Genomic DNA, 22,056 nt, shown 5'->3' on the forward strand with positions numbered 1-22,056 from the left:
TTATGCAAAAATGTAAGTCAAAGGCTTTTTAGAGATCAAAGCTGTAATGAGTGTAAATTGGACCTTATGGAGATAAACAATGAGTCAGCGACTGGTTTTGGCCAGCACCTCGCAATACAAGCGTGCTCAATTGCGACTACTGGGTGTGCCCTTTACCTGCGTCGATCCGGGTGTCCATGAAGATCATGCGCAGTATAGTGGCGATCCGGAGTCTTATGCAATCGACCTTAGCCAGCAAAAAGCCATCGCCAGTGCGAAACGAAACCCAACGGCCTGGGTGCTTGGCTCCGATCAGGTGGCTGTGGCGGCCGATGGCACCCTACTCACCAAAGCCGGCACCCCAGAGAAGGCCGTTGTACAGCTCCAGCAATGCCAGAACCAGACGGCAACTTTTTACAGTGCCGCCTGCCTGCTGCGCGGCGATGTCAGCTACCGTTGGTCGGTTCGTACGCGGGTCACCTTTCGGCAGCTGGATTACGCCGAGATCTGTCGCTACGTCGAGGCAGATCGGCCAGAGCACTGCGCCGGCAGCTTTAAGGTGGAAGCCTTAGGGATAAGCCTGTTTCGTCAAATACAATCAAACGACCCGAGCGCACTGGTCGGTCTGCCCCTGATGACGTTGGCCGAGCACCTGCGGCAGGTCGGCTTTCAGGTGCCCTAGGCCGGCCCGCCACTTGAATTGAGGCGGGCTGGGCGCCTCAATTGAGCGTAACGCCCTGACTGACGCCGAGCTTGACCAGTGCCTGAGCTAAACTGACACCCAGGTTGCGAGCGAAGGCCTCGAGTGGCGAGGGTCGCAGCGAAAAGTCCACCGTCTGCGGATAGCCCAGCTCGCGCGCCAGTTCGGCGGTTGATTTAAGGCCGTCAATCAAGCCCAATTCCAAAGCCTGACTGCCGGTCCAGAACAACCCACTGAACAACTTGGGACTGTCGACCAAACGATCACCGCGACCGAGCTTAACATCCCGAATAAATTGCTCATGAACATCATTGAGCAGGATTTCAAAGAGTGCCTGTTCGTCCGGATTCAGCACCGAAAAGGGGTCTAAAAAGGCCTTATGGTCACCCGAGGTGAATTGCCGACGCTCGATACCCACCTTGTCCATCAGATCCTGATAGCCAAAACCGGCCGCCGTTACCCCGATAGATCCGACGATACTGGCACCGCTGGCATAAATTTCCTGGGTCGCAGCGGCAATATAATAAGCGCCACTGGCCCCGGAATCGACGATGACCGAATAGATCGGTACGTGCTCATTGAGCGCCCGTTGACGTTGAATTTCATTAAAAATATAGGCCGACTGCACCGGGCTGCCGCCCGGGCTGTTGATGCGGAGGATTACCGCTTTGGTGTCTGGGTGTTGCAGTGCCGCGCTTAGGCTGCCGATAACGGCATCTGCGCCAGCTAATTCGCCACTGGCGATGGTTCCCTCTATATCGATCACGGCAACATGGCCACCGGTTTTGCCAATACTGGTTGAGCCAGCGCTATTGGTGATAAAAAGCACCAGAACAGCCAGGATATAGATAAAGGTCAGTAACTTAAAAAAGATACCCCAGCGGCGGCTGCGGCGCAGCTCGGTAGTATTCGCCATCACGACGCGTTCGATTAAGCGCCATTCTTTCTTGTCACCCTCAACAGGACCTAGGGCATCTGAGTTATTTGACCCGTATCCAAACATTTATGACTCCTTAGCAGTTAAACCGGTTAACAAAGACTGAAGCCGGGGATCGAGTTCGGCATTGATGGTCAGTTCTGTGCGCTCGATCGGGTGCGGTAGGCGTATCTGTACCGCGTGCAAAAACAATCTCTTTAAGCCTAGACCATGGGCGATGGCCTGGGTGGCTGCATCTTGATACTTGTCGTCACCCAGAATGGGGCATCCGGCATATTGACAATGCACACGAATTTGATGCGTTCTGCCGGTGACCGGCTGAGCCTCAACCCAAGCACAGTCTGCAAACTGCTTTAACAGTCTGAATCGAGTTAAGGATGGCTTGCCATCCTTATGGACTGATACGCGTCTTTCACCGGTTTGGCTTTCTTCATGGCGTAACAGAGGCGCATCAACGCTGTTAATATCGCTTGGCCAGATGCCGCTGACCAGGCACCAATAGGTTTTCTGCAGGTTCTTTTTTAGTCGAAATTCATCCTGCATTAGCACCAGGCTTTTACGCTTCTTGGCGATCAATAAGATGCCCGAGGTGTCTCGATCGATGCGATGGACCAATTCGAGGAACTTCTCCTCCGGTCGGTCGGCACGCAAGGCTTCGATCAGGCCCAGCTTTAAGCCCGAACCGCCATGCACTGCCAGGCCGCTCGGCTTATTGATGGCGAGCATTAGCTCATCTTCATAGACCACAGCAGCTTTGAGATCTTGGCGTAGCTTCTGGCCCGGCTCAACCGTTGCCACGGCCTTTATCGCATCGGAAACGGGCGGAATACGCACCATATCGCCTTCGTTTAATTTGGTGTCGGGCTTGGCCCGCTTGCCATTAATGCGCACCTCACCCTTACGAATCAAGCGATAGACGCGACTCTTAGGAACGTTATTTAGGACGTAGGTGAGGAAGTTGTCCAGACGCTGATCGACGCGATCTTCTTCAATTTCGATAAATTGAACTTTTGACACACAAAATCCTTTATATAGGATGAAAACAACGATGATAACAGCTCGCATAGCATTGAAGCAGCCCTACTTTACTGCTATATTTAAAAGTGCTTGGTATATTAAGTCTGCCACCCAGAGATCACACAGGTGCCCAGGCTTAAGTGCTCAACGTAAACATTTATATTGGTTGGGCAGCAAGAACAGTTTGAAACAGATTTAGTGATGCACCCATAAGGCAGAAAATATTCCTTTTCCATGTGAATATTTCTAAATAGAGCTGGTATCTCCGTTAGACTCTTACCTAAATGATGTCTCGCTTGGACAAAACATCGCCGGTTTTTGCGCGCGTTTAATAACGTTATTTGTATCTTGTTAGTCGATTCCTATCGATGTTTGCCTCTGTGCTCCTGTTTTGCTGCTCTGAAATGTATATAAAAATCAGAGTGTTAGATCTTAATGAAAAGAATGTTAATTAACGCCACTCAAGCCGAAGAGCTTAGAGTCGCCCTGGTCGATGGCCAGCAACTGTACGATCTCGACATAGAAGCCGGTTTTCGCGAGCAAAAGAAAGCCAACATCTATAAGGGACGTATCACCCGCATTGAACCCAGCCTTGAAGCCGCCTTTGTTGAATTTGGCGCTGAACGGCATGGTTTCCTCCCGCTGAAAGAAATCGCTAAAGAGTATTTTATCGATTCCAATATGTCTTCGCGTTCCAGCATCAAGGAACTGATCAAAGAAGGCACCGAAGTTATCGTCCAGGTCGACAAAGAAGAACGTGGTAATAAGGGTGCTGCCCTGACGACTATGGTCAGCTTAGCCGGTCGTTACCTAGTGTTGATGCCCAATAACGCTCGAGCCGGTGGTATTTCACGCCGTATCGAGGGTGATGAGCGTGCACAAATCCGCGAAGCGCTCCAGGGTGTCGTCATTCCCAATGGTATGGGTATCATAGTCCGCACCGCGGGCATCGGTCGCTCGACCGAAGAGCTACAGTGGGATTTAGATTACTTGCTGCAATTGTGGACCTCCATTACCGCCGCATCTGTTACCCGCCCTGCACCCTTCCTGATCCTGCAAGAAAGCAACGTGATCTTACGTGCGATTCGGGATTACCTGCGACAGGATATCGATACCGTACTGATCGACACTAAGGATGCGTATAACTACGCACTCGATTTCGTGCAAAAAGTGATGCCCGGTTATCAGAATAAGATCAAGCTGTATGAAGATACGGTACCGTTGTTCAATCGCTATCAAATTGAAACGCAAATCGAGACCGCATTTCAACGCGAAGTTAAATTGCCCAGCGGCGGTTCTATTGTTATTGATCCGACCGAAGCCTTGGTTTCGATCGACATCAACTCCAGCCGCGCGACCAAGGGTGGCGACATAGAAGAGACGGCCTTCAATACCAATATGGAAGCTGCCGAAGAAATTGCCCGCCAATTGCGCCTGCGCGATATGGGTGGTTTGATTGTGATCGATTTTATCGATATGAATCAGGCCAAGCACCAGCGTGAAGTAGAGTCCCGCATGAAAGATTCCACGGACTCTGATCGTGCTCGTGTCCAGATCGGGCGTTTGTCCCGTTTTGGCTTGTTGGAAATGTCCCGTCAGCGTTTGCGCCCATCACTTGGAGAGACCAGCGGCATTGTATGTCCTCGCTGTAACGGCCACGGAACCATTCGCGACGTCAAATCCCTTTCTTTGGCTATCCTTCGTCTGATCGAAGAAGAGTCATTGAAAGAGCGTACAGCGCAGATTCGCACTATTGTGCCATTATCGGTTGCGACCTATCTGTTGAATGAAAAACGTGATGCCATAACGGATATCGAAAAACGCCACAAGGTCCATGTCCTGGTCGTGCCGAATCCAAATATGGAAACACCGCACTATGAAGTAGTGCGCATGCGCGATGACGACGAGACCTTGGTCACGGACGAGCCGAGCTACGCCATCAAGTTTGACGAGCCACCGCTTGAAACCGAAGTGGTCCTCGAAGCAATGGTTAAGCCACAAGAAGCGGCCATTACCTCGATACAGGCTTCTCGAACGGCAGCACCGATTCCAGAATCCACCGCAGAAGCTAAGCCAAAAGCCCCTGCTGCCAAGGTTGCCGCTGGACCGTCAGTTGCGGCGAAGATTGGCAAGTGGTTCAGTGGCATCTTCAAGTCTGAAGAAAAGCCTGTCGTGCCTACGTTTAAAGCGACCAAACCGGCGACGAGCAACTCCAGAAATGGTCGAGATCGTGATCGTGATCGTGATCGATCTAAAAACTCGAACAATCGTAATCGCAATTCGCGCAATCAGAACAGCGATCGCAAGCCGAATCCTGCGCGAACCGAAGTACGCGCCGACGTCCAAGAATCCAAAAAGGTTGAAGAGCAGGTCGCAGTCGCCCTGGCGAAACCCGAAACGGAAACAGACAACGAGCCGGGCACTGATGCTGAGCCACGTCGCACTACCGTGCGTCGTCCGAGCCGAGACGCCCAAAGCGGTCGCGTGATCGTCGATGAGATCGGACAAAATCGTCAAACCCGCGGTGACAGCAAGAATGCCGCCAAACGAGTGCGACCTGAAAAGCCGACCGAAATCGTCTCTGAGATTGATTTCGACCTAGTCGGTAAGAAGCCGGTCGACGCAGCTGCCGCTGACGCAACAGAACAGGCGGTTACCAATGCAGTAGCGGGCACGCCAGAAGTATCGGTATCCGCAGAGCCGATTACTGTTGAGACCCGCGCTGAGGTAACGGCCGTCGCAGAGGTTGCTGTAGCCGCTGCCGTTGAGCCCGAAGCAGAGGTTGAAATAGCCGCTGCTGTTGAGCCCGAAGCAGAGGTTGAAATAGCCGCTGCCGTTGAGCCCGAAGCAGAGGTTGAAGTAACTGCTGCCGTTGAGCCTGAAGTGGAAGCTGAAGCTGAAGTGGCCCCTGCTGCTGAACCTGAGGTTACTGTTGAAGTGGCTGCTGCTGAGCCCGAGGTTGTTGTCGAAGAGGCGGCCGTTGCTGAGCCCGAGGCCGCTGTTGCAGTGTCGACCTCTGCTGAGCTTGAAGCCGTTGCGGCAGAAATTGAGGTGGTCGCCGAGGTTGCTAGCACTCCTGAGGCCATTATCGAAGCCCCAGTTGCGGCCATACCTGCCAGCCCATCGGCAACGGTCGAGCAAGAGACGCCTGCTGCGTCTATCCTGACCGAGTCGCCAACGCCCGAAGTTGCGCATGAGACCATAGCGGCCGAGCCGGTTGCGCAAGCCACTGTTAGTGACGTTGCGCCGGTAACTGCCGATGCTGAAGCTGAGACATCGGAAGATGCCGCTGTGCCGGGTGCACGAGCCGCCAATGATCCGCGCGAAGTTCGTCGTCGCAAAGTTGCTGCCGAAAAGACCGATCAAGACTAGGTTGTTCTGTACTAATAGAAAAGGGGCTCAATGAGCCCCTTTTTTTTTCCTTTTTTAAGGCGCTCTTATGACCAAAATCGCGGCTCAACCTCCAGCGCCAAACCGAATAAACCCTCAACCTGCTGCTGCACCCAGCCTGACCAGGCCAAGACGTCGGTCGATGAGGCGCGCCGCGGGTTGATCAGCACCAACGCCTGTTCGCTGTAACACCCTACCCCAGCGGCACTGGATTGGCCGCGTAACGCCGCCCTATCGATCAGCCACCCCGCCGCAATCTTGTAGTCAGCACCGGACTGAAAAGACACCAAGTCGGGGAACTGCTGCTGCAGTCGTTGAAAAACATCAGCACCGACCAGAGGATTCTTGAAAAAGCTGCCGGCATTCGGAATAAGCCTAGGATCGGGCAATTTCGCTTGCCGAATGGCCACTACCCGATCGAATACATCTGCGGCGCACAGGTCTGGTTGTGCCTTGAGGCTTTGCAAGGGTCCATATTCGAGCGTGGGGACAAAATCTTGCTCGACAGTGAGGCGAATCGAGCAGATCAAATAACGATTTTCATCGCTTTTAAAGATGCTGTTGCGATATTCAAAGAGACACTCGGCATTACTGAAGATTCTAAATTCGCTGTTGAATAGATCATAGGCGCGCACGCTTACGAGACGATCGGCAAGCTCTACACCGTAGGCACCAATATTTTGCACTGGTGCTGCGCCCACCGTACCGGGTATCAGCGCCAGGTTTTCCAAGCCCGACCAACCCTGAGCAATGGTCCAGGCGACCAGGTCGTGCCAGTTCTCGCCGCCGGCTATATCGATCTCCACCCGATCGATCGTTTGCCCGACAATCTCGCGGCCGAGCAGTGCATTGTGAACCACGCAGGCATCGATACGGTCGGACAGCACCAGGTTACTGCCGCCACCGAGCACCCGCATTGGCAGCTGGTGAGCGTTGCAATAGGTGATAATGGCGGGCAGATCCTGTTCCTGCGTTAATTCGACAAAATGACTGGCAAGCGATGGAATGGCCAGGCTGTTTAAGGCCTGCAAGCTGATGTTCTGTTTAATATCAACCATGATGACGGGCATCCTGTACTCGTTGAGGTGTGGAGTCGATCATGACTTAGTGTTCAAAAAGGCCAGTTTGACCTGTTCCAAATCCTCGGCCGTATCCACACCGATCGGGATCGGCAGCAAGGACTTTTGAGCGACTATGCGATGGCCATGTTCCATAAATCTCAACTGCTCGAGCTTTTCCAAGCGTTCCAGCTGACCTTCGCCATAGGTAACAAATAGGTCCAGCGCCGATTTTCGATAGGCGTACAGGCCGACATGGCGTTTTAAGAAATGCTCCGGCCCAGCCAGGCCGTCTCGATCGAAGGGGATAGCCGATCGGCTAAAGTAGAGCACCGCATCGTTTTCAGCTTGAACCAGCTTGACCATATTGGGGTTGTCACGCCCCAATTCGACGGCAATCAGTTCGTAGAGAGTCGCAACTGAGGCCTCAGGGTGTCGCACTAACAGTTGCGCCACCTGGTTGAGATTATCGGCGGGCATTAGCGGTTCATCGCCTTGCAAGTTGATAATCAGGTCGTCGGCGGCCAAACCCAGGATTTGAGCGGCCTCTTGCAATCGGTCGGTTCCGCTAACGTGATCGGCTCGCGTCATAATCGCCTCAAAGCCATGTTCACGGACAATCGCCTGAATGCGCGCATCATCGGTGGCGACCACGATCTGATCGACCGGCGCGGCGCTGGCCGTCTCGCACACCCGAACGATCATCGGCTTGCCCGCAATGTCCAACATGGGCTTGCCCGGCAGGCGAGTAGAACTAAAGCGTGCCGGTATGATGATGACTTTTTGCATGGATTTGCTCCCTGAGGCTGGCTAACACTCGGCGCTCGAATTCGGTATCGAAATCGAAAGCGATAGTGAGTACATAAATGTGGGGGTAACGCGTTAGATCCAATTTAATGGCATCTTTCTCAGTAATTATAATCGGCCATTGATTATTGGCCAGTGCTTCCGGGCTAATCAGCTGGTGATCGGCAAAGGACAGGGTCTCAATCACCTCATAGCCGAGGTCGACCACCGAGCGTTGAAACGAGTTAAAATTACCAATGCCAGAGCAGATCTTAACCGGCCCTTGCACCAAGGCTTTGCCTAGGCTGTTGAGCGGAATGGCCGCCGTTAATCGGGCCAGTTCATAGGGCATGGGCAGCGCCAATGGGTGCTGCTTGACGACAATAAAATCGACACTCTTGAGCCGTCCGGCCGTCTCACGCAGAGGTCCGGCAGGCAAGAGGCAGCCATTGCCCAAGCCGCGCAAGCCATCGAGCATGAGGATCTCTAGATCCCGGTGCATGGCATAATGTTGTAGGCCATCATCACTGATGATCAAATCGACCGAGTGATGGGCCAAGACAAAGTTAACCGCCCGATGCCGTTGCGGATCCACAACCACAGGAATATTCAGCCGTTGCGCCAGCATCTTGGGCTCATCACCACAGTGTTTTGCGCTAATCTGCTCGGTTATCTGAAATGGAAACGCCCTATCCGGTTTGGCGCCATAGCCGCGACTGACCACCGCGACGCGAATGCCATGACGCTGACAAAGTTCTGCCAACCAGATAATCATCGGCGTCTTGCCGGTGCCGCCAACGGTTAGGTTGCCCACGACCAAAACCGGCCGCGTATAGGGCCGAGTTGAGCGGCGCAGGCGCTTACCTTGGCTAATCAGTAAAACCAGAGCGGTCAAGGGCAAGAGCAACAAGGCCTGCCAACTTAAGGTGGGGTTAAACCAGAACTTCATTGTTATCTGACCTCATTGCGCCATTGAATGGACCGGGCCGGTCAGGCTAGTTGGCTTCGGCCTGGGTCGTAATGCTGACCTTGCTAAATCCCAATTGCGCCACAGCATCGAGCGCCACAATAAAGGATTGGTGCGGTGCCTGGGCATCGGCCGTGATGACAATGGGTTTGGTCTTCGAGGTGTCGGATAGCTCGGCCAAGGCACGCTTTAGGGAGCCGATGTCCTGTTTTAAGAGCACCCTATCGTTCAACGCATAGGTACCACTTCGATCGATTAGGATTTCGATCGGTAGTTCGTCTTCGGCCGCGACTTGGCTTTGACTCTCCGGCAGATCTATCTGTAGTTGGGTCTCCCGGCTGAAGGTGGTCGTCACCATAAAAAATATCAATAGCAAAAACACCACATCGATCAGTGGTGTGACATTTACCGATACCTCTTCTTGACGACCGCGACGGAATCTCATTTTTTGTTACTGGACCCGTCGTTATAGATGGCCTCGACCAGTTTGGCACTGTCCTGTTCCATCAGCACCAGCAGTTCATCGATCTTACGCGCCAGAGCACGATGAAAGATCACTGCGGGAATGGCCACGGATAGGCCCGCTGCCGTGGTAATGAGGGCTTTGGAGATGCCGCCGGCCAATACCGCGGTATTGCCGGTGCCTTGCAACATGATGTCAGAAAACACATCCACCATACCGAGCACGGTACCAAGTAGGCCCAACAACGGCGATATCGCCGCTATCGTGCCCAAGGTATTGAGGAATTTCTCCATTTCATGGGCGACATGGTCACCGGCCTCTTGAATGGCATCCTTCATCGCTTCGCGACCGTGCCGGGAGGTGGTTAAGCCTGCCGCCAAGACAAAACCGAACAAACTGCTCTGCTTGAGTTCCTTAATTTTATTGGCGTCCAGCTCCTGATTTTTAATCCACAGCCAAACCTGAGGCAATTGCTCCTTTGGTCGGACTTTGGCAACCCGCAGGGTCCAATATCGTTCCACGGTAATGGCCAAGGCGATTACCGAACTGAACACGATCGGTAACATCAACCAACCGCCTGACTTAATAATCTCAAACACAGCTATCCTCCTCTGAGGGGTGTTACTTTATCATAAGCACTTTTTAAAATCGTATAAAAATCAATAAATAAGGCGTTTTCGAAAGGCCGAATCCCAACTTCTGTAGCGCATGCCCTGCGCCCCGAAGGTGACTTGGATCGTACCAACCTTGGCGGTACTCAGGAGCCGCCGCTGTGGCTGGTTAAACCAGCTTAGCAGCATAGGCGATGGCCAACGCGGTCTGGCACGATCTGCGCTGCTAAGGATAAATAGCGCCGAGCGATTGGCCGTAAGCCAATCTTGTGCCGAGCTGCTGGCGGAGCCATGATGGCCCAAAACAATCATATCAAAGGGGAACAGCTCGGGGTGTTGCTGCAGTATAAAATACTCAATCCGCTTGCTGGCATCACCGGTGATGAGAACTCGCCCGAAGCCTGAGTCATAGACCAAAATACAGGAATGATTATTGTCCGTATCCATCAGAACGGATGGGATGGGAATAAAACGCAGAAAGTCGTTCAATTGCCCAGCCCGATGGCAATTGCGCCAAGCCGATCGCGCGGCCGGAACGGTTGTGAGGGTGCGCGGTTGCCCCGCCCAAGTTACCAACTGCGGGTCTCGGGTTAAGATGAAATCCGCACCCGCGGCATGGTCTATGTCTGAATGGCTGACCACCAAGCCGGAAAGTGATCGGACCCTGCGGGCTAAATTGCGTTCGAACAGGCTGGTTACACCGCTCTGCCCGCCCGTATCATAGAGCCAACGATCGTCATTGTGTTCAATTAACACCGCTTGACCGTGACCGACATCGAATACCGTCACCCGCCGGGTCGCCCTAGGCTCCGATGCCAAGTGAAAGGTCATAAAGCCCAGGCCGAACAGCAATCCGAGCACCAACTTAAAGCGCCGATCCGGCAGCCACGCGAAGAGCATCAGTAAACTGGTTGCGAGCACCACCGTTAGCAGCGGCCACCAGGGTAACAATGTGCCGAAGTCACCGGCCCAAGCCATCACCCGAATGAGCATCTCGACGCCCCATTCAAAGGGCGGCACCAGTTCACTGCGGCCAAGTAGCAAAATGGCGAGGGCTAAGGGCAACAGCAGCAAAGCCAGACACGGAGTGACTAGGAGGTTAACCAGAGCCGCCAGCGGATTGAGGTAAAAGCCGAAGACCAGCGCCCAAGGCAGAATGGACAGGGACATAAACACCTGAAACAGCACCAGCTTCAGTAACCAATGGCGCGTGGCGATGAGTCGCCAACGCCAGAGCAACAGAATGATCAACACCGAGCTGAAGCTCAACCAGGCCCCCAGTCCGAGCCACGCCTCGGGCCTCATGAGCGTGAGGCCGATGGCCGCAACAGTGAGTCCACTGTACCAAGGCACCTGCCAACCGACCTGAACCAGCACAACCGGCAGCAGGGCCATTAACAGCGCCCGGGTAGCCGGTACCGGCCAGCCGAGCAAGGCGACATAGGCCGCGACTATGGTCAATACCACCAGATAGCGATGGGTCTGCGGGATCATTAGACGCCCGGCGCATAGCCAGGCCACGCCGTTCACCAGAGCCAAGACCATCAGGCTAACGAAGCCGATGTGCATGCCACTGACCACCAATAGATGGACCAATTGATTCTGTGCCAGGTCGGTGCGCAATTCAGATGACAGCGCAGCGGACCACCCGAGCGCCAGCGCACGCCACAATTCCAAACTGGCGGCGTCATCGAACAAGCCCTGACGTTGGTGATACAGACTTTGCGCTAGGGTGGGCCGATAGTCTTGCTGGTGCAGCGTCTTCAGGCTGGCCTTGGCATCAATTCGGGTCGCAAAATTGAAACTGTCGGCGTTAAAGGCGCCCGGAATGATATACCCGAACGGCTGGCGCACTTGGAAGTCTCCGCGCAGGCAGTGACCGGCAAGCAAGGTCGATGGCTCCAGTGCGATCGGCAAGGTCAGGCGTACCCGACGTAGGGAAAGTGCCTCGGGCTGTTCGACAACTCGAGCCATGGCGCTGCTGTAATCAAGGTAAGGCTTAGGGGGCTGTTCGAGACAGACGGTCAGAGGCACCCGTTGATGCACCCAAGAACGGGGTAAAACATGCGCACTGGTGCGCTCCAGTTGGCCGAGCACCAAGATGCCGAGGCCCACAGACGCAAAAAAAAGCCCTCTACGCCGACGTATCGGTACTAAACTGCCGACCGCCAGCAAAGCTAGCGCGGGCCAGAACCCCAAGTAATACCAAGTCGAAATGAGGCTTAAGAGTAGCGCGGTGATGAACATCCATGTCCTTGCCGAGGCGGGTTAGGAAATCAGCATTAATTGGCCTTTGGTTAAGCGGAACTGGATCGGGACGTTTTTCGCCCATTCCTGATTGTGCGTCACGATCACGAAGCTGGACGCCAGGTGGTGATTTAAGGATTCAATCAGTCTATGGACCTGTTCCGACGTGTCTTCATCGAGATTACCGGTAGGTTCATCCATTAAAACCACATCGGGTTGCTTCACTAAGGCCCGCGCGATCGCGACCCGCTGCCGCTCGCCGCCAGACAATTCGGCGGGTCGATGGCTCATCCGGTCTTGCAGGCCGACCTCGGTCAACAGGTGATGCGCATAGGCAATGGCATCCGGCCCAGCACGACCCTTAATACGCCAAGGCATCAGGACATTGTCGAGCGCTGAAAACTCCGGTAATAGGTGGTGAAACTGGAACACAAAGCCCATATGAGTATTGCGCGCGGCGGCGCGCTGACGATCATTCTGCTGGCCGATCACCTGGCCGGCCATGGTTACCGTGCCCGAGGTTGGATCGTCCAGGCCGGCCAATAGATTCAAGAGCGTGGTTTTACCCGAACCGCTGGTTCCGACAATACTGGCCATTTCGCCTCTGTGGATCTCGAAACTGATCTCCTTGAGCACATCGACCCGATCAGGACCCATCTGAAAGCTGCGGGTCACTGCCTGGCAGCCTAAAACCGAATTAAGATTCATAACGTAAGACCTCCGCCGGGGATATCTTGGACGCCTTCCAAGCCGGATAGATTGTCGACAGAACCGAAATAATAAAGGTGGCCGAGGAGATGATGAGCACATCACGCCAGTCCAGTTCGGACGGGATATAGTTGATAAAGTAGACATCGGAATTAAGAAACTGCATATCGAAGGCCGTTTCAACCCAGGCAATGATGTCGGCAATCGTTAGGGCGCCGATCACTCCAAGCAATACGCCCATGGCGATCCCAATTAAGCCAATGGCGGTGCCCTGAACCATAAAGACGCCGAGTATTTGTCGACTGGTCGCACCCAAGGTGCGCAATACGGCGATCTCGCCCTGCTTGTCGGTAACCAACATCACTAGGCTGGACACTATATTAAAGACCGCAACGGCGACAATCATAAAGAGCAGTAGACCGACCAAGCGTTTCTCCAATTGGATCGCCTGGAATAAATTGCCCTGGGTACGGGTCCAATCGGAGACAAAGTAGACATCGGGCAGTTCCCGCCCGATATCGAAGGCAATCTGACGGGCTTGAAACAGATCCGTGGTGCGCAACTGCAGGCCATCGATGGCATCGCCATATAGCATCAGCTTGGCCAAATCATCGATATGGGTGATAACCAGGCTCGAATCGAGTTCCGCGCCGACCTTAAAGATGCCAACCAGGGTAAAGCGTTTAAAACGCGGTTGGATACTGGCGATCGTCACCGACATCTCCGGTACGATCAGGGTCAGCTTGTCTCCAAGGGAGACACCCAGCACGCGCGCCAGCGACGCGCCGATGATCACCCCGAAAGATTGATCGTCTAAGGCCGCAATCGAACCGGCGATCATATGGTCAGGTAAGATAGACACGGTGCCAACGGTCGATGGCTCAACGCCGCTGAGCAAGGCCCCCCGGGTGCGATCGTTGGCAATGACCATACCCTGGCTTTCAATATAGCCAGAAGCGCCTAAAACCATGGGATGCTGTAAGGCAATTTGCCGAATGGTTTCGGAATTTTTGAATTCTCCGGGTAGGGAGATGGTCGCATGAGGTACCATGCCGAGAATGCGGGTGCGCATTTCGCGGTCAAAACCGTTCATAACCGACAAGACTATAATCAATACCATGACGCCCAGAGTCAGGCCGACCATGGAGATTCCGGAGATGAATGAGATAAAATGATTACGCCGTTTGGCGCGTAAATACCGAAGACCTATATAGAGTGGTAGGCTGTGAAACATATAAGGCAAAATCCATAAATAGCAGCGAACGGCAACTATATTGACTACAATTCACCATGAGATCTATTTTACACAACAATGACAACAGGCGAACAGATGAAACCCTCTATACCCGATGATCGGCGTGACTCTTTTCGAGTTGAAATGAATGCAATGGTGAGCGCCGTGAAGGTCGATGGTAGCCGGATTGTTGACGCCAGTGACTGTTTCCCCGAATTGCATGTCATGGCATTGCAATCCCAGTCGGCGGTGATCGAACAGGAAATGAACCTCATCAGTGACCGGATTAAAGACATTGCGGTGCGCAAAATACTCGACCTGTTGCAGCAAAAAATCAGTCTGATGGCCAAACTGATCGACATCCAAACGGCCCAAGCGAACAACCTAAAGACGCAACTGATCGATATCAGCACCGGGGGCTGCTCAATTGTCTTACCCGATACCCTTGAAGTGGGTGATCGTATGGCCTTGGCGCTAATTTTCACCCCAAGTTATTTCTCCCTATTTACCCTCGCGACCCTGACCGAACAGAGCGACCGCGATGGGCTGCGAAAATATCATTTCCGCTTTGAAAATCTTTTAGAATCGCAGCAACAGACGCTGTTAAAGTTGATGTTTAAAGCACAAACCAATCTTCATAACACCTAAACGAGACTCCCCCAACGGATGACTGACCACCTAGTACTCCCAGCCGAATGGCATCAGCAAGATGCAATACTCATTACCTGGCCGCATGCCTTGAGTGCATGGGCCGCGAACCTAAGCTTTGTTGAACTAAGCTATATAGATCTGACGACGACCCTGTCCCACTATCAGGATATGATTATTCAATTGCACCCGAGTGTCGATCTGGAAAAACTATTGCGCAAGTTGACTCAGTCTGAAGCCAATTTGAGCAAATGCCACTTCGTGGTCCTAGCCAGCAATGACACCTGGGCCCGCGACCACGGCCCTATTGGCGTTTTAGACCAGGGTATGACCAAGCTGTTGGACTTTACCTTTAACGGCTGGGGCAATAAGTTCGAAGCGCAATTGGATAACCAGTTGAATCGCGCTATGGCCGATCTGGGCCTTGTGGTGGCCACCACATCGATTGACTGGGTGCTTGAAGGCGGTAGTTTGGAATCCGACGGCCAAGGCACCCTGTTGACCACCAGTGCCTGTCTATTGAACACCAATCGAAACGGCAAGGTATCTAGGGCTCAGGTCGAAGAGCGCATGGCAAGCTGCCTAGGCGCAAACAGAATGCTTTGGCTGGAATCCGGTGCGTTAGAGGGCGACGACACCGATGCCCATATCGACACCCTGGCCCGCTTTGCATCCGTCTCAACGATAATTTATCAGGGTTGTACCGATCCGTTGGACAGCCATTATGCCAGCCTGGTTCAGATGAAAGCTGAGTTGGCGGCTTTTCGCACCAACGATGGTGTGGCCTATGACCTGATTGAATTGCCTTGGCCGTCGGCCAAGTTTGCCGCTGATGGGCACCGACTGCCGGCCACCTACGCTAACTTTTTGATCACCAATAAGCTGGTTCTGGTACCGACCTATGATGACCCGATGGATATATTGGCTATAGAGCTAGTGCAACGGGCCTTTCCGAATCATTTTATTAGGGGGATCAATGCCCTGCCACTGATCGAGGAGCACGGTTCGCTGCACTGCATCACCATGCAGCTCATCGAGGGGTCGGTCAATTTCAAAGGCCGCTTCGAGAGCCTGCCCGGCACCATGGGCTGACCCGCGGCCTGCCCGGCCGCGTTAGTATTCCCAGCGAAAATTGGGCAGTGATTTAATAATGCTGCGGCCATAGCGCCGCTCCACGATGCGCCGATCCATAAACCAGATGGTGCCACTGTCGGTTTCATGCCGAATCAGCCGCCCACAAGCCTGTACTAGTCGGATCGTTGCCGATGGCAAGGTCACCAGGCTAAAGGGGTTTAGCCCCTTTTGTTCGAGCCAACCGGACAGGGTCGAATTAATGGGATCATCCGGTACGCCAAAAGGGATTTTGGCAATCACCAAGTGGGTCAGATAGTTACCCGGCAGATCAACACCCTCCGACAGACTGGCCAAACCAAAGAGTGTCGAGCCGCTGCCGCGCTCCAAGCGTTCCCGATGGTGGGCCAAGAGCGCCGTTTTCGGTAAATCGTCCTGCAGGGTAATCAGTTCACGCCAATCCGGCCCCAACAGCGAATAGACCTCTTGCATCTGAGCGCGCGATGAAAACAGCACCAGATTCCCGGTTTCCTTGGGCAACAGGGTATTTACCAGTTCGACAATGGATTGGGTGTGGATTTCGCGTTTGCCGCCATCGACGGCAAATTCTGGGATCTTAACCACTACCCTGTTGGGGTAATCGAAAGGACTGTCTAGGCGTAACAAGTCCGCCGAAGGCCCCAGGCCGGCTTGATTCATAAAGCGATCGAATTTACCTTCGATGGTCAAGGTCGCCGATGTCACGATGGCCCCAGCGCAACGATTCCAGAGGAAAGCGCGCAACACCTGGTTGGCCGACACCGGACTGGTGTTGAGCACCAGATCCTGATTTTCCGGTGTGTCGATGCGATCGAGCCAGCGCGCGGTGGGTGGATATTGCTCTGGATCGGGGCGCAGCCAACTGGCGATCAGATCGCGCGCCGGTTCAATGCGCGATAGCCAACGGCCGATAACCGGCAGTGCCAATTGTAGGCGGTCCTTTTCGTCGACATCGGTGGTGCCAGACAAGCGCTTACGGATACTCTCTTCAATCGCAGCCAGGGTCGTGTAAAGCGCCACAAAGGGCGACTGGAGAGGAATTAGAATTTCATTCAGGGGCTCGCGTTGTTCCGGTTGCATCAAGGTCAGGGTGCGATCGTCGGAATTCAAGCGTTCAAACCAGGGTTGCAACGTTGTCCAGGCCATGGCCAGATGCTGGTGACATTGAATCAGCCCATCGGATAGATCGTCCATTAAACGCTCGGAGTGATCCCCATAGGCCAGTTCCAGGCGCACCTTGGGTACCTGCTTGCGCCAGCTCTCGAGCTGATTGAGCATAAACTTGACCGTCAGCTGATTGGCAAAATGCATCAGGGCCTTATCCGGCAGATGGTGACCCTCATCGAAGATATAGATGGTGTCTTCCGGGGCCGGCAAGATCGCACCGCCGCCCAAGGCCAGATCGGCCATCACCAAGTCGTGATTGGCGATAATCACATCGGCGTCTTCCAGTGCCTTACGGGCCTCGAAGAACGGACAGTTCTGATAGTGCGGACAGCGCCGATTGAGGCATTCCCGATGCGTTGAGGTCACGGTGAACCAGGTCGAGTCGGGTAATTTATCGGGCCACTGGTCGCGGTCGCCGCTCCACTGTCCGGACCCAAAGGTGCCCATTAGCTCATTGTATTGCAGCAAGGTGGCTTCATCGGCGGCCATGGTCTCCTCAAACAGAGACATAGCGACCACCGTGCCGCTGTAAAATTGAATCAGCTGTTCCAGTTTATGGGTACAGAGATACCGGCCCCGGCCCTTGGCTAAGACCGCCTTAAACTCTAGATTGGTATGCTTCAGGATGTCGGGGATATCCTTGGTCACGACCTGTTCTTGCAGCGCAACCGTCGCGGTCGAGATGACCAATTTTTTTTCCTTGGCCATCGCCACCGGTATCGCGCTGAGCACATAACCAACGGTTTTGCCGGTCCCGGTGCCGGCCTCAATCACTGCAATGGCGGCATCGCCCAGCCTATGGCCCTCGGCATCGCATTCCAGGCCCCCTAACGTTCGCGCCACCTGTGCCAACATACTGCGTTGACCGACGCGCGCGGTAAGCGCTTTGCAGGTGAGGTATTGGGAATAGGCTGTTTGTATGGTGGTTTTGACTGAATCGGATAACATTAGAATTTGGTTTACAGGAAAAGATCGCTACAATAGCCTACTTTCGATATTTGAGGAAACACCAATGCACCAACGCGTCGTATCAATCGGTCAGGTCCAATGTGGCAACGATCAACCCTTTACCCTGTTTGGGGGCATCAATGTCCTAGAAAGTCGCGATCTGGCGATGCAAGCGGCCGAAGCCTATGTCACGGTGACCGAGGCGTTGAATATACCCTATGTCTTTAAGGCCAGCTTCGATAAGGCCAACCGTAGCTCGGTAAACAGCTATCGAGGCCCGGGTCTGGAAGAGGGTTTGCGGATATTACAGGATATTAAGGACACCTTCAGAGTACCGATTATCACCGATATTCACGAGCCCTTCCAGGCCGCACCGGTGGCCGAGGTTGCCGACGTGATTCAATTGCCAGCTTTCTTATCGCGCCAAACCGATCTGGTAATGGCCATGGCCAAAACCCAGGCCGTGATCAATATCAAGAAGGCTCAATTCTTGGCGCCCCATGAGATGGCCCATATTTTAACGAAATTTCAGGAAGCGGGTAACGATCGATTGATTCTCTGTGAGCGGGGTAGCTGTTTTGGTTACAACAACCTAGTTGTCGATATGCTTGGCTTTGGCATTATGAAGGAAACCGGCTTTCCGTTGATCTTTGATGTGACCCACTCGTTGCAAAAACCGGGCGGTCGCAGTGACTCAGCCGACGGTCGACGCGGCCAGGTAACCGATTTAGCGCGCGCCGGTATCTCGCAGAAGATCGCCGGGCTCTTCCTTGAAGCCCATCCGGACCCAAGTCAGGCACGCTGTGACGGACCCTCTGCCCTGCCCCTCGCCTTACTGCGTCCGTTTCTCGAGCAGATGAAGGCGCTCGACGAGCTGGTTAAGTCACAACCTGACCTGATCACTGGCTAAGCGGGTGCTCTATTGTGGCGTTCCGGTGCGGTTTTTCTCGAACTGGGGCGTCATGGACTGTGCATAGGCGTGATCATATTTCCCCTGGGCCATCAGAATCAGGTCACAAACAAAGCGCGCCACACCCTGCCCACCATCCATCGGCGTGACCAGATCGGCGGCCTGGCGGACCAGGCTGTAGGCATCCGCCGGGCAGATACCCACGCCAGCCAGAGACATGGCTGGCAAATCGACCATATCGTCTCCGACAAAGCACAGTTGCGCCGGGGCCAAAGCCTCTTGCGTCGCCAAGGCATCGAGCTGAAAGCGCTTATCCTTCACGCCGGCAAAGTAGTGTTTGATGCCCAGATCGGCCATCCGCTGAGCCACCATGGGCGAGTCTTTCGCCGTCATGATTGCAACCTGCACCTGACAGTCGTGCAGGAGTTTAATACCCACCCCATCTTTAACATTAAAGACCTTTAAAGCCTCGCCTTGTGCTGAGTAATAAAGTCGGCCGTCGGTCAACACCCCGTCGACATCGAAGACCACCAACTTGATGGCCTTTAGTCGGAGGTTGAGTGCATCGCGCGCGCCGGTAGCGTTATCCGAAGAGGTCATAGTGGGGTCCGCCATCCGGAAGATCATTATCAAGCCAGCGATCGGGCTTGCTGAAGGTTTGTTCTATCTGTCTGGCGAAGCTCGTCGAGATCACGCGGGTTCCCTTGCACAGGGATCCGGCCTGTTTCACCGAGATACCCATACAGTTGGCAAATTCTTCCACGCTGAGCGCGTTTTCAGCCAGCAAAGCGGCCAATTTTTCAACCTGAACTGTCATACCTGCCCTACCCAAAATAAAAAGGCTGCCGAAGCAGCCTATCATAAACCCATCAAGCTCCGATCAAACTAAGGACGGATGCTAATATCGGCGGCTTCACGCACCTGGTTAAACAAAACCTGGTACTGAGCACTGCCGGCAAAGGTTGTAGCGAACTTCTTTGCGGCCAGCTGTTGAGTCTCGCTTGGAGATGTATCGACCACCTCAGTGACGGCGATAACATAGGCCAGATCACCATCTTCCAATGTTGCTACACTGAGACCATTAACCGGTGCTGGCAAGGTAAAGGCTTTCTCAACCACGTTGTCAGGCAGGCCGGTCGCGTTGCGATCGATAAGCTCCGGGTCGGTCCAATTATCATCTAAAGCAACTGTGCTGGCTAATATATCGGCCAATGCGGCTGACATCAGTTCAGTCGCCATACGATCGGCTACCAAGGTACGGATATCGGTCTCAACCTCAACAAAAGGCTTAACGGCTTCGCCTTGATAATCCAATTTCTGGACCACAATCAGGTCGCCGGCAGCGGTTTTAACAACAGAACTGATCATGCCGTCATCGACCACTGTGGGCGAGAACACCGCGGCGGCAAAACCATCTTCGGCCATCAGCTCATCGTCCGAGCTGCGTGTTAGCCAGTCGGTTTCGATCACGTCGGTCTGAAAGTTAAGCGCCACATCGGCAATATCATCGGAGGCAAAGGCATCGTCAGCCAAATCGGCGGCCACTAGGATCATTTCATCCCGTGCTTTACGCTCTTTCAATACTGCCGTTAACTCGGCAGTCTGATCGGCCAATGAAGCGGCCTGGGCCGTGGATAAGGAATCCAGCTGAATCAGGTGAACACCATATTCAGTAGTGACCAAGTCAGATACATCGCCTTCCTGAGTCAATTCCATCGCCGCGTTATAAAACTCCGCGACATAGACATCTGGAATGAGCTCACCCAATGAACCACCAAATTCGGCACTGCCCGGATCATCAGACAACTCGGTGGCAAGATCGGCAAAGGCTTCACCCGCAGCCAGTCGCGCCAATGCACTTTGAGCTTCGGCAGCATTGTCGGCGCCATCGGCAAACAGGATATGCGAAACGGTGCGTTGCTCATTACTTGCCAATGCTGCCAGGTAGGACTGGTAGGCGCTGTCGATTTCGTCGTCAGTGACCAATGCATCGGCGATCATATCTGCCATAGCAACACGCACGACCTTGACCTTGACCCGCTCCTCACTGAGAAACTGATCCTGATTTTCGTCATAATAGGCCTGCAGGTCGTCAGTACTGGGCGCTACTGAGGCCAGATAATCGGCCGCAGACAGGGTTCGATAGGCTACTTTTCGCTGCTGTGCATCCAAGGAGGCATAGCGAGCAACAGACTTTTCATTGACAAAAGCGCTGTTCACCAAACCCGATTGCATCTGCGTTAACGCGGCCTGTGCCCGTTGGGACGCTATAAAGGACTTGTGATTAAAGCCATTGGCCGACAGCAGGTTCAGATACATGTCTTGATCGAATTTGCCATTCAATTGAAAGGCAGGCACTTCGGTTAAGGTTTTCAAAACCTGGTCATCCGATACTTCGAATTTTAGGTCCTGAGTTAACTGCGCCTGCAATTTTTGATTAATGAGGATGTTCAGAACTTCTTGGCGTAGGAATGGTGAGTTTGCCAGTTGAGAACCGATTTCCGCGCCATACTGACTGGTCAACTCTTGTTGACGGCTGTTTAGCAATCGCTGGTAATCATTCTCGGAGATGTCGTCACCATTAACCGTTGCCGGTGCCGAGTTGCCGGCAATTGAAATTATGGATTCGGCGCCAAAGAATACGAAGGTAATAACGATCAAACCAACGATGGTTTTACCTACCTTACCCTTTGCTGAATTTCGAAAGGCCTGGAGCATTGAATTTTCAACCCCGCTTTATAAGCTCTTATTAAATAAAAAAAAAGCGCATCAATTGACACGCTACTATCCAAAACATCTGGAGCGACGGATGTTAATCCGCCTGACTGACTCAGTTTACCGCGTCTTTCAAAGCTTTACCGGCTTTGAAACTCGGTACACGAGCGGCCTTGATTTCAATGGGTGCACCTGTTTGAGGATTGCGGCCTGTACGAGCGGCGCGATCTTTAACAGAGAAGGTACCAAAACCCACTAATACGACTTGGTCGCCGTCTTTCAAAGCGCCCGTCACGGAATCGACCATTGCATCCAATGCTCGACCTGCGGCCGCTTTTGATAAGTCAGCCGCAGCCGCAACCGCATCAATCAATTCAGATTTATTCACACTATTCCCCTTCACTTAGTTTTATAGATATAAGATTACTGTTGAAAAGCTAATTAAGTATCAGCAGACCACC

General features: G+C 53.4%; 20 protein-coding genes. 5 read left to right on the top strand and 15 right to left on the bottom strand.

Annotation, left to right across the window (positions count from 1 at the left end):
- Nucleotides 1-79 precede the first annotated feature (79 nt).
- Nucleotides 80-661: a Maf family protein gene (locus REIFOR_RS08240; RefSeq protein ID WP_100257104.1), complete on the top strand. Its 582-nt coding sequence runs from the start codon at nt 80-82 to the stop codon at nt 659-661.
- Nucleotides 662-698: 37 nt separating this feature from the next.
- Here the strand turns inward: REIFOR_RS08240 and REIFOR_RS08245 are convergent, their stop codons facing one another.
- Entirely contained in the window at nt 699-1,682 is a 984-nt protein-coding gene (locus REIFOR_RS08245; protein ID WP_100257105.1) for a S49 family peptidase, read from the bottom strand.
- A complete protein-coding gene (locus REIFOR_RS08250) occupies nt 1,683-2,633 on the bottom strand; it encodes an RluA family pseudouridine synthase (protein ID WP_227003804.1) in 951 nt (316 codons plus the stop codon).
- Between the two features lie 444 nt (nt 2,634-3,077).
- On the opposite strand from REIFOR_RS08250, the gene rne reads away from it, so the two are divergent.
- The gene (gene rne, locus REIFOR_RS08255; RefSeq protein WP_100257107.1) at nt 3,078-6,005 is read left to right on the top strand and encodes a ribonuclease E; all 2,928 of its coding nucleotides are present in this window, start codon (nt 3,078-3,080) and stop codon (nt 6,003-6,005) included.
- A gap of 65 nt (nt 6,006-6,070) precedes the next feature.
- Here the strand turns inward: rne and murB are convergent, their stop codons facing one another.
- The 8 genes from murB to REIFOR_RS08295 form a co-directional block, all read right to left on the bottom strand.
- Nucleotides 6,071-7,081: a UDP-N-acetylmuramate dehydrogenase gene (murB, locus tag REIFOR_RS08260; RefSeq protein WP_158524331.1), complete on the bottom strand. Its 1,011-nt coding sequence runs from the start codon at nt 7,079-7,081 to the stop codon at nt 6,071-6,073.
- Between the two features lie 39 nt (nt 7,082-7,120).
- Nucleotides 7,121-7,870: a 3-deoxy-manno-octulosonate cytidylyltransferase gene (gene kdsB / locus REIFOR_RS08265; RefSeq protein WP_100257109.1), complete on the bottom strand. Its 750-nt coding sequence runs from the start codon at nt 7,868-7,870 to the stop codon at nt 7,121-7,123.
- Nucleotides 7,836-8,816: a tetraacyldisaccharide 4'-kinase gene (gene lpxK, locus REIFOR_RS08270; protein WP_100257110.1), complete on the bottom strand. Its 981-nt coding sequence runs from the start codon at nt 8,814-8,816 to the stop codon at nt 7,836-7,838. The genes kdsB and lpxK overlap by 35 nt, the downstream gene beginning before the upstream one ends.
- Before the next feature lie 46 nt (nt 8,817-8,862).
- Nucleotides 8,863-9,279 carry an ExbD/TolR family protein gene (locus tag REIFOR_RS08275; RefSeq protein ID WP_100257111.1) on the bottom strand — a complete coding sequence of 139 codons (417 nt, stop codon included), beginning with the start codon at nt 9,277-9,279 and terminating at the stop codon, nt 8,863-8,865.
- Nucleotides 9,276-9,896 (bottom strand): MotA/TolQ/ExbB proton channel family protein, encoded by a 621-nt coding sequence (locus REIFOR_RS08280; RefSeq protein WP_227003806.1) that lies wholly within the window; start codon nt 9,894-9,896, stop codon nt 9,276-9,278. Before REIFOR_RS08280 ends, REIFOR_RS08275 begins: the two co-directional genes overlap by 4 nt.
- Nucleotides 9,897-9,956: 60 nt before the next feature.
- The gene (locus REIFOR_RS08285; protein ID WP_158524332.1) at nt 9,957-12,023 is read right to left on the bottom strand and encodes a ComEC/Rec2 family competence protein; all 2,067 of its coding nucleotides are present in this window, start codon (nt 12,021-12,023) and stop codon (nt 9,957-9,959) included.
- 153 nt (nt 12,024-12,176) lie between these two features.
- Complete coding sequence (locus REIFOR_RS08290; protein WP_100257113.1) at nt 12,177-12,863, bottom strand: ABC transporter ATP-binding protein; 687 nt, start codon at nt 12,861-12,863, stop codon at nt 12,177-12,179.
- The gene (locus REIFOR_RS08295; protein ID WP_100257114.1) at nt 12,853-14,097 is read right to left on the bottom strand and encodes a lipoprotein-releasing ABC transporter permease subunit; all 1,245 of its coding nucleotides are present in this window, start codon (nt 14,095-14,097) and stop codon (nt 12,853-12,855) included. The genes REIFOR_RS08290 and REIFOR_RS08295 overlap by 11 nt, the downstream gene beginning before the upstream one ends.
- Before the next feature lie 96 nt (nt 14,098-14,193).
- Here REIFOR_RS08295 and REIFOR_RS08300 point away from each other — a divergent pair, with 96 nt between their 5' ends.
- Nucleotides 14,194-14,745 carry a PilZ domain-containing protein gene (locus REIFOR_RS08300; protein ID WP_158524333.1) on the top strand — a complete coding sequence of 184 codons (552 nt, stop codon included), beginning with the start codon at nt 14,194-14,196 and terminating at the stop codon, nt 14,743-14,745.
- An 18-nt stretch (nt 14,746-14,763) separates the two neighbouring features.
- Nucleotides 14,764-15,837: an agmatine deiminase family protein gene (locus REIFOR_RS08305; RefSeq protein WP_100257116.1), complete on the top strand. Its 1,074-nt coding sequence runs from the start codon at nt 14,764-14,766 to the stop codon at nt 15,835-15,837.
- A 21-nt stretch (nt 15,838-15,858) separates the two neighbouring features.
- Here the strand turns inward: REIFOR_RS08305 and dinG are convergent, their stop codons facing one another.
- Nucleotides 15,859-17,970 carry an ATP-dependent DNA helicase DinG gene (gene dinG / locus REIFOR_RS08310; RefSeq protein WP_100257117.1) on the bottom strand — a complete coding sequence of 704 codons (2,112 nt, stop codon included), beginning with the start codon at nt 17,968-17,970 and terminating at the stop codon, nt 15,859-15,861.
- 64 nt (nt 17,971-18,034) lie between these two features.
- Here dinG and kdsA point away from each other — a divergent pair, with 64 nt between their 5' ends.
- Nucleotides 18,035-18,880 carry a 3-deoxy-8-phosphooctulonate synthase gene (gene kdsA / locus REIFOR_RS08315; RefSeq protein ID WP_100257118.1) on the top strand — a complete coding sequence of 282 codons (846 nt, stop codon included), beginning with the start codon at nt 18,035-18,037 and terminating at the stop codon, nt 18,878-18,880.
- A 9-nt stretch (nt 18,881-18,889) separates the two neighbouring features.
- Here kdsA and REIFOR_RS08320 read toward each other — a convergent pair whose 3' ends face one another.
- The 4 genes from REIFOR_RS08320 to REIFOR_RS08335 form a co-directional block, all read right to left on the bottom strand.
- Complete coding sequence (locus tag REIFOR_RS08320; protein WP_100257119.1) at nt 18,890-19,480, bottom strand: KdsC family phosphatase; 591 nt, start codon at nt 19,478-19,480, stop codon at nt 18,890-18,892.
- Nucleotides 19,464-19,697, bottom strand: a complete 234-nt coding sequence (locus REIFOR_RS08325; RefSeq protein WP_100257120.1) for a helix-turn-helix domain-containing protein — start codon at nt 19,695-19,697, stop codon at nt 19,464-19,466. The genes REIFOR_RS08320 and REIFOR_RS08325 overlap by 17 nt, the downstream gene beginning before the upstream one ends.
- Nucleotides 19,698-19,765: 68 nt before the next feature.
- The gene (locus REIFOR_RS08330; protein WP_100257121.1) at nt 19,766-21,598 is read right to left on the bottom strand and encodes a SurA N-terminal domain-containing protein; all 1,833 of its coding nucleotides are present in this window, start codon (nt 21,596-21,598) and stop codon (nt 19,766-19,768) included.
- A gap of 112 nt (nt 21,599-21,710) precedes the next feature.
- The gene (locus REIFOR_RS08335; protein ID WP_100257122.1) at nt 21,711-21,983 is read right to left on the bottom strand and encodes an HU family DNA-binding protein; all 273 of its coding nucleotides are present in this window, start codon (nt 21,981-21,983) and stop codon (nt 21,711-21,713) included.
- Between the last annotated feature and the right edge of the window lie 73 nt (nt 21,984-22,056).

Origin of the sequence: Reinekea forsetii (assembly GCF_002795845.1) — a bacterium.
Classification (GTDB): domain Bacteria; phylum Pseudomonadota; class Gammaproteobacteria; order Pseudomonadales; family Natronospirillaceae; genus Reinekea; species Reinekea forsetii.

Excerpts from the sequence above, each read along its gene's own strand:
- REIFOR_RS08275 (WP_100257111.1), bottom strand. The coding sequence starts at position 9,279 with ATGAGATTCCGTCGCGGTCGTCAAGAAGAGGTATCGGTAAATGTCACA.
- REIFOR_RS08320 (WP_100257119.1), bottom strand. The coding sequence starts at position 19,480 with ATGACCTCTTCGGATAACGCTACCGGCGCGCGCGATGCACTCAACCTC.
- rne (WP_100257107.1), top strand. The coding sequence starts at position 3,078 with ATGTTAATTAACGCCACTCAAGCCGAAGAGCTTAGAGTCGCCCTGGTC.
- dinG (WP_100257117.1), bottom strand. The coding sequence starts at position 17,970 with ATGTTATCCGATTCAGTCAAAACCACCATACAAACAGCCTATTCCCAA.
- murB (WP_158524331.1), bottom strand. The coding sequence starts at position 7,081 with ATGGTTGATATTAAACAGAACATCAGCTTGCAGGCCTTAAACAGCCTG.
- kdsA (WP_100257118.1), top strand. The coding sequence starts at position 18,035 with ATGCACCAACGCGTCGTATCAATCGGTCAGGTCCAATGTGGCAACGAT.
- REIFOR_RS08290 (WP_100257113.1), bottom strand. The coding sequence starts at position 12,863 with ATGAATCTTAATTCGGTTTTAGGCTGCCAGGCAGTGACCCGCAGCTTT.
- REIFOR_RS08330 (WP_100257121.1), bottom strand. The coding sequence starts at position 21,598 with ATGCTCCAGGCCTTTCGAAATTCAGCAAAGGGTAAGGTAGGTAAAACC.
- REIFOR_RS08240 (WP_100257104.1), top strand. The coding sequence starts at position 80 with ATGAGTCAGCGACTGGTTTTGGCCAGCACCTCGCAATACAAGCGTGCT.
- REIFOR_RS08305 (WP_100257116.1), top strand. The coding sequence starts at position 14,764 with ATGACTGACCACCTAGTACTCCCAGCCGAATGGCATCAGCAAGATGCA.
- REIFOR_RS08325 (WP_100257120.1), bottom strand. The coding sequence starts at position 19,697 with ATGACAGTTCAGGTTGAAAAATTGGCCGCTTTGCTGGCTGAAAACGCG.
- REIFOR_RS08245 (WP_100257105.1), bottom strand. The coding sequence starts at position 1,682 with ATGTTTGGATACGGGTCAAATAACTCAGATGCCCTAGGTCCTGTTGAG.
- REIFOR_RS08295 (WP_100257114.1), bottom strand. The coding sequence starts at position 14,097 with ATGTTTCACAGCCTACCACTCTATATAGGTCTTCGGTATTTACGCGCC.
- kdsB (WP_100257109.1), bottom strand. The coding sequence starts at position 7,870 with ATGCAAAAAGTCATCATCATACCGGCACGCTTTAGTTCTACTCGCCTG.
- REIFOR_RS08300 (WP_158524333.1), top strand. The coding sequence starts at position 14,194 with ATGAAACCCTCTATACCCGATGATCGGCGTGACTCTTTTCGAGTTGAA.
- lpxK (WP_100257110.1), bottom strand. The coding sequence starts at position 8,816 with ATGAAGTTCTGGTTTAACCCCACCTTAAGTTGGCAGGCCTTGTTGCTC.